Source organism: Xylanibacter caecicola, assembly GCF_013166515.1.
Lineage (GTDB): Bacteria > Bacteroidota > Bacteroidia > Bacteroidales > Bacteroidaceae > Prevotella > Prevotella caecicola.
Genome location: NZ_JABKKJ010000010.1, coordinates 86,095 through 93,082 on the forward strand (window position 1 = coordinate 86,095; position 6,988 = coordinate 93,082).

The 6,988-nt window shown below is 37.7% G+C and carries 4 protein-coding genes; 1 reads left to right on the plus strand and 3 read right to left on the minus strand.

The features are described from left to right. Window positions 1–17: 17 nt before the first annotated feature. The gene (gene mobC, locus HPS54_RS07585; RefSeq protein WP_172344837.1) at window positions 18–2,027 is read left to right on the plus strand and encodes a conjugal transfer protein MobC; all 2,010 of its coding nucleotides are present in this window, start codon (window positions 18–20) and stop codon (window positions 2,025–2,027) included. A gap of 95 nt (window positions 2,028–2,122) precedes the next feature. Here the strand turns inward: mobC and HPS54_RS07590 are convergent, their stop codons facing one another. The 3 genes from HPS54_RS07590 to HPS54_RS07600 all read right to left on the minus strand — a co-directional run bounded on the left by HPS54_RS07590 (window position 2,123) and on the right by HPS54_RS07600 (window position 6,645). Continuing rightward, complete coding sequence (locus HPS54_RS07590) at window positions 2,123–2,800, minus strand: hypothetical protein (protein WP_044270623.1); 678 nt, start codon at window positions 2,798–2,800, stop codon at window positions 2,123–2,125. Between the two features lie 5 nt (window positions 2,801–2,805). Then, on the minus strand, window positions 2,806–5,814 hold the full coding sequence (locus tag HPS54_RS07595; protein ID WP_172344838.1) for an HsdM family class I SAM-dependent methyltransferase: 3,009 nt from the start codon (window positions 5,812–5,814) through the stop codon (window positions 2,806–2,808). A 123-nt stretch (window positions 5,815–5,937) separates the two neighbouring features. Beyond that, the gene (locus tag HPS54_RS07600) at window positions 5,938–6,645 is read right to left on the minus strand and encodes a DUF6088 family protein (RefSeq protein ID WP_172344839.1); all 708 of its coding nucleotides are present in this window, start codon (window positions 6,643–6,645) and stop codon (window positions 5,938–5,940) included. Window positions 6,646–6,988 lie beyond the last annotated feature (343 nt).

Below are 6,988 nucleotides of genomic sequence, written 5' to 3' on the forward strand. Positions count from 1 at the left end.
TAAAAAACATTACAATCATGCAACAGGAAGATGATTTGAGAGGGCTTGCAAGGGTCATGGACTTTATGCGGGCTGTCAGTATTCTATTCGTGGGAATAAACGTGTACTGGTTCTGTTACTCCACCCTGAAAGAGTGGGGAGTGACCTTTGAAGTGATAGACAAGATACTGTGGAACTTCCAGCGTACCACCGGGCTGTTCTCGTCCGTTCTTTGGACGAAACTTTTTTCGGTGGTGTTCCTCGCCCTGTCGTGTATCGGCACTAAGGGAGTGAAAGAGGAAAAGATAACGTGGACGAAGATACATTGCAGCCTTGCGGCGGGTGTCGTGTTGTTTTTTCTGAACTGGTGGTTGCTGGAACTTCCGCTGCCACACACGGCGGATGCCGTGTTTTATATCGCCACGCTGTCGGCGGGCTATATCTGTATGCTCATGGCGGGTACGTGGATGTCCCGGTTGTTGAAAAACAACCTCATGGATGATGTTTTTAATACCGAGAACGAGAGTTTCCAGCAGGAAACAAGGCTTATCGAAAATGAATACTCCGTAAACTTACCTACCCGGTTCTACTATAAGAAGAAATGGAATAATGGCTGGATAAATGTTGTAAACCCGTTCCGTGCCAGCCTTGTATTGGGAACACCGGGCAGCGGTAAGTCGTATGCGGTGGTAAACAGTTACATAAAACAGCAAATCGAGAAAGGCTTTGCGCTCTATTGTTATGATTACAAATTTCCTGACCTTTCAGAAATCGCTTACAATCATCTGCTTAACCACTTGGACGGCTACAAGGTAAAGCCTAAGTTTTACGTTATCAATTTTGACGACCCACGCAAGAGCCACCGATGCAACCCGATAAACGCCAGCTTCATGTCGGACATTGCGGATGCCTATGAAGCCAGCTATACGATTATGCTTAACCTCAATCGCTCTTGGATAAGCAAGCAGGGCGATTTTTTTGTGGAAAGCCCGATTATCCTACTTGCAGCCATTATTTGGTACTTGCGCATTTATCAGGGCGGCAGGTATTGCACGTTCCCGCACGCCATAGAGTTGTTGAACAAGAAATACGCCGATGTTTTCACCATTTTGCGCAGCTATCCCGAACTGGAAAACTATCTTTCTCCGTTTGTAGATGCTTGGGAATCAGATGCCCAAGAACAGTTGCAGGGGCAGATTGCCAGTGCGAAAATCCCGCTTTCAAGAATGATTTCACCCGCCCTTTACTGGGTAATGACGGGTGATGATTTTTCACTGGACATCAACAACCCGAAAGAGCCTAAAATACTGGTTGTTGGCAACAATCCTGACCGCCAAAATATCTACTCGGCAGCACTGGGATTATATAATTCCCGTATCGTGAAGCTGATAAACAAGAAAGGTCAGCTTAAAAGTTCGGTGATAATAGACGAGTTGCCAACGATTTATTTTCGTGGTCTTGACAATTTGATTGCAACCGCCCGAAGCAACAAGGTTGCGGTTCTGTTGGGCTTTCAGGATTACAGCCAGCTTACCCGTGACTATGGGGACAAGGAAAGCCGTGTAATCCAAAATACTGTGGGTAACGTGTTCAGCGGTCAGGTAGTCGGTGAAACGGCGAAAATCCTGTCGGAGCGTTTCGGAAAGGTGTTGCAGAAACGACAGAGCATGACAATCAACCAGCGGGAGAAGTCCACCTCGATAAGCACCCAAATGGACAGCCTGATACCTGCCAGCAAAATATCCAACCTCACGCAAGGTATGTTCGTGGGGGCAGTAGCGGATAACTTCGATGAACGGATAGAGCAGAAGATTTTCCATTGTGAAATCGTGGTGGACAATGAACAGGTGAAGCGGGAAACCGCCCGTTACGTGAAGTTGCCGCAGATTATCGACTTCACCGACAAGGACGGCAACGACCGGATGCAGGAGGAGATACAAGCCAACTATGACCGCATCCGTCAGGAAGTCCGGCAGATAGTCGAGGACGAAATAACCCGGATTAAGAACGACCCGGAGTTACGGTATTTGATAAAGAATGAGAACTAACATATATACCCCCATTTCCCAACTGATAACTGGAGAATTGGGGGACTTTAGTATATTGTTCCTTCTGCAACTAATGGTTGCGGAAAGAACAATTATTAACTGTTTTGAGACTTTGAAAATTGTAAAAAATAATGATGTAATACATAATTATTTAGATGCACTGATATATAGGCTTCTTCTAAATATGGAATATCCAACTTTTTCTTTTTCAAGGTTTCATCACTTCTCGTTGCCTGAAGTAATATTTCATTTATATTCTCTACTATTCTTGTTGGTGTTCCCTCTATTATATAGCCAAGCATACAACCATTAGATGGATATTCTCCCGAAATAAAATGGTCTATACCTGTGGATATGTATCTTTCTTGTATTTTTTTTGCGCTTAATTTTGATTTTCGTCCCTGTTTGGTACAATTATTCTCTATTAAGTTTTTTGCTTCAACAAAATAGCATACTCGTTTAGTTGCGTCAATCCAATTAGTGGATAGTTTTAGGTCTATACGAGATGCAGACTTAGCACTTTCTTTATTGTTGAGTATAGCTTTATGATATAGTCGGCACTCATCCGAAACATTAATATTCCACGCTATCGCTTTTTCATTCTCATCTATATGAGTAAAAATATTAGCCGAAATTGTTTCCTCGTTCCAATCAACGGTTATATTTTTTGTATCCTTTAGCCATTTATATGCTTCTCCAATTAAAATCAAACAATTAGTTCGGAAGCTATTTTCAAAATCGCTAATAATGTCATTATTAAGAATCCCTGCCATATTCATTATTTAGCCATGTTAATAATATCCGCTATCAATGAAGAGGCATCTTCCATAGCTTGAGTTCTAGTCCAAAATCTCTTTTGATTGGGTTTGATTAGATAAACCGTATCTTTATCATAATATTTTAGATGTTTTTGTACATATATGCTATGCGTTTTTTTCTGGACTGTATATTTGTCTATTTCTTGTAGCTGTTTCCTAAGTTCGGTAATGTTTTTTATTTCAATTTCTTTTACTTCTTTGCCGAAATGTAGAATGACTAAATTTAACGGGTCATTTAATTGTACATCATATATAGTTGCTGAAACCTTTGTGTTCGATGATAATAAAAATGAATTTATATCATTATATAAAGTTTCTGCATACATTATGTTTTCGGACAATTGAGTTCGCCTAAAACCAATAGAGTTATGTCCATCTCTAAATAGTCCTAAGCCAAACAACATTGTATCTTCTATTAGAGCAACTTCTCTATCAGATAATGAGAAATGCTTGATAAACTCATTGAATATATATTGTTCTAGCTCTTTTACTTTTGCATCATCACAAATTACACTTTCCTTGAGTGAAGCAATTTTATCAAAAGCTGTTGCTATATTTTTTAATATATCAGAATCTATTGAGGAAAATGGAGACGGTAGCTCTAGTAGTTCATTTAGCAAAACACGTTCTCGTTCAATTCCCCACGATGATGCAGTTAGAAATAATATGTATTTAGCAATATTCGAATTTAAATATGAAACTAAAAACTTTTTTTCATCTAACTTTTCATCTGTTGTATTTATAACGAAAGCACCAGTGGTGCAGTATATTTTTTTCTCAAAAAGAGAACATGCAATTTCTGTATCGTGTTGTCCCTCCTTGAATATTACAAATGGAGGAGAAAACAATTGTTCATTGTTTTTTCTGTAAAATTTTGTGTTGGGTTGTGTAGATGTATCGGGGTCTGTGAAATATCTTTCAATACATTCTGTTTTTATCATTTGCTTGGGAACAAAATCAGGATTGTTACTATCTGCATTTAATCCTCTTCCATAAATCCAATTATCAGTTTTGTCAAAATAGTCTTTTAAAGTAGTTTTTTGAAGTTTTTTCAAAAGCCTAAAATTATTGAAATTACCCCACAATGCAACTTTCCAAATTTTAGAATTTGGATTCTGACATTCAATCCTAGGTAATTTTTTAATATCGCTATTGTCAATGACAACTCCATCAACAATACTCGATTTTATGTAAGTTTTAGGAGCCCAATATTCTATTGTCTCAGAAATGGTTTCAGGAGCAATATGTTGAAAATAGACAATACTTACAGGTCCTACTGCGGACGCAAATAATTGTCCGCCGAAATGCTTTGGTGTTTTACGGAATATAGAAAGATTATATACTTTTTCAACATAATTAGCATTGAATAACCATTTTCTGAAATTTTGATATGTTTTTTGCGTATTTGTCAATACTTTTGAATTAAAAATTAAAGCAATCTCTCCTGTTGGACAAAATTCAACCGATTTATGAATGAATGGAAGTACATACTCATTTGAAAATTTATATTTGGAACAGTATTCTTTGATTATTTGCGGTAAGTTTTTAGTCCCAAAAGGAGGATTCCCAATAATTAAATCAACTTTTGGGAAAAGATGCGTGTCCACTTCTCCAATTGTGTCTTTTCTCCATAAATTGCGCCCTTGATTTTTGATATTTGTATCTTCAGAATCAAAAATCAGATAAGGCAATTGATAGTTCGTTTCAATCCAAAGGGTTTTAGGGTCTAATTCATCTATCAATGCTAAATATAAACTAAATGCAGCTACTTTAATAGCAGTTTCATCTATTTCTATTCCATATATGTTGTCTACTAGTAAATTCTTTAAATTTTCAAAACCGATTTTGTTAGTGTTATTAGCTTTTTTCCATCTTTTTATAAGACGTTTGTAACTTTCAACCAAGAAAATACCCGAACCGCAAGCAGGGTCTAAGATTTTCACATTGTAGTTACTATTACTAATAGGAAGTTTATCTGAAAGGATAAGTTCGACCAAATTATATGGTGTGTAAAACTGACCTCGCTGATGTCTTAATTCCCCTAAGAAGTTCTCGTAAATTTCACTTAATAATTCAATTTGTATAATTTCAAAATTAAACAATCTCCAATTCTTAAATAATGTTTCATCATCTGATATATTTCCATCTATAAAACATCTCTTAATAAGTTTAAGGTGATTGTCGGTTACTAATTCTTTCTCATTAGGTAAAACGGGAGTAACATTTCCATTGAAGTGAATCTGCACTTCTTCAAATAGCTTATATGTTGCCTCTTTACTGTCAAGAATATCGAAATAACTTGAACAGTCGCTTTTGATTTTTGTATATAAACCAGCTTCGTTGGCCGCTCCCTTATCTTCCAAAAATAAAATAAAGAGTGACCGCATTAAAAGACTATGGATTACTTTCTTGTTTAAACCATCTTTTTCTAATGCGTTAGCTGTTTCAATAAGACTTTTTACCAAATAAGCATCTATTCGGTTTTGTAAATCTATCTTTTTTCGTATTTCCGGCTGTTCTGTCCATAGTAACCCGTTATCTACTCCTATACGGGAAAAAATCTCCACAAGGATATTAAGGGTGTCAACATCCGAAGATGTCGTATCATAACGTAATAATTCTGCTGGATTTAATTTTAAATTAATATCGTCATTTTCCTTTATATAGGTTGGCTTTTCATAGCAGTTATAGATTCTTATTTCTGTTTCAGATAATGCAAATAATAAAATAACCTTTCGATAATTCCATGCTTTATGCTGAATAGCAGCAATACGTCTTAATTCGTCATTGTTACTAAATGACTTTATATTTACAAATAAGACCGCTGGATGATTTCCCGAAAAGTAGAACTTATCAGCTTCAAGTTTCACTAAATCACCATAATCAGGGTATAAGTTAGCTATTTCCGAATTGGCTGTCAGAAATTCGGATGTATATCCTAATTGGTTATATATATTATCATTTTGCATAATCAATCGTTGACTATTATTGAATGGATATAACAATCCTAAAATAAACAACATTACAAATATAGCACATTTCTTTCATAAAAGAGTAGTTATCCTGTAAAAAAGCTCTGCCCTTGCAATATTTTAAGTCTTATATACTTGATAATTCATGTTGAACCGTGTCGTGGGAAGAATGGTCTTTGCCATTTCTGTTTGCAATACGGTTTGTCTGATGTCGCCCAGTATGTCCGCCACCACCTTTCTGACACGTGGCGGATAACTTTTCGCCAAAGATACGATTTTTTCCAGTTCCGGCAGGCTGTACCCGTTGAAATATTGGCTTTTGACCCGGTTGTAGATGTCCTGTCCGGTTGTTCCGGGTATGCGCTTCATGTCCTTTATCGCATCGAGCAGCCGCAAGTACGGGACAAGGCTTTCATCCGGATAATCCATGCAGTAGGCTTTCACGCACTCTATATCCAAGTTCTTGAAACGGAAACGGCGAACCGGGTTTGGAGTGGCTATCGTTATGGTTGTGGCGACCTGTTCGGTCAGCCCCATTTTATTATAGACGTAAGCACCCGTGATATAGCCGTTCAGTTTTTCGGTAAGATAACGAAACTGTTCATCCTGATAGACGGGCAGCTTCCCCAATCCTAAGACCGATTTCTTGGGGCGGTAGTACGCCCCTTTTTCAACCCGTACCAGTACCCCTTTGCGGCTCTGTTCGGAGAGCAGCACCGCAACATTGGCGGTCTTTTCCGTTTCAAACGACAAATCCCGGAACGTGAATATACGCCCGGTATCTATCCGTTCAATCTGCCCAAGTATCTCTTTCCTGAATGAAGCCATATTTATGTACTTTGTTTCTATACTGCAAAGATAGTATATTATGTAATCACCTGCAAAAACATAACAAATATTTTGCCGAAGATGTTTTTATTTCTCCAACTGTTGGTTGGATATTTTCATCTGCCACGGACAAATCGGGACAGCGCAGGACAAATTCGGACAGCTCTTGCCGCCCGTCCAAATATAGCATATTTAGTCGCTACCTTTGAGCGGGACTCATTGCTGTCCCATTAAAATCCAAAATAGTTCTTTGAAATGTTTGAAATTTAGTTAGTTACAGAGATTTTTCGAGCGCGACGATTTCACGACGATTTCATTTGATACCTTTGCCGCCTATAACAAA

What these genes read in the sequence shown, in the direction of transcription:
- mobC (WP_172344837.1), top strand. Translation starts at nt 18, where the DNA reads ATGCAACAGGAAGATGATTTGAGAGGGCTTGCAAGGGTCATGGACTTT.
- HPS54_RS07590 (WP_044270623.1), bottom strand. Translation starts at nt 2,800, where the DNA reads ATGGCAGGGATTCTTAATAATGACATTATTAGCGATTTTGAAAATAGC.
- HPS54_RS07595 (WP_172344838.1), bottom strand. Translation starts at nt 5,814, where the DNA reads ATGCAAAATGATAATATATATAACCAATTAGGATATACATCCGAATTT.
- HPS54_RS07600 (WP_172344839.1), bottom strand. Translation starts at nt 6,645, where the DNA reads ATGGCTTCATTCAGGAAAGAGATACTTGGGCAGATTGAACGGATAGAT.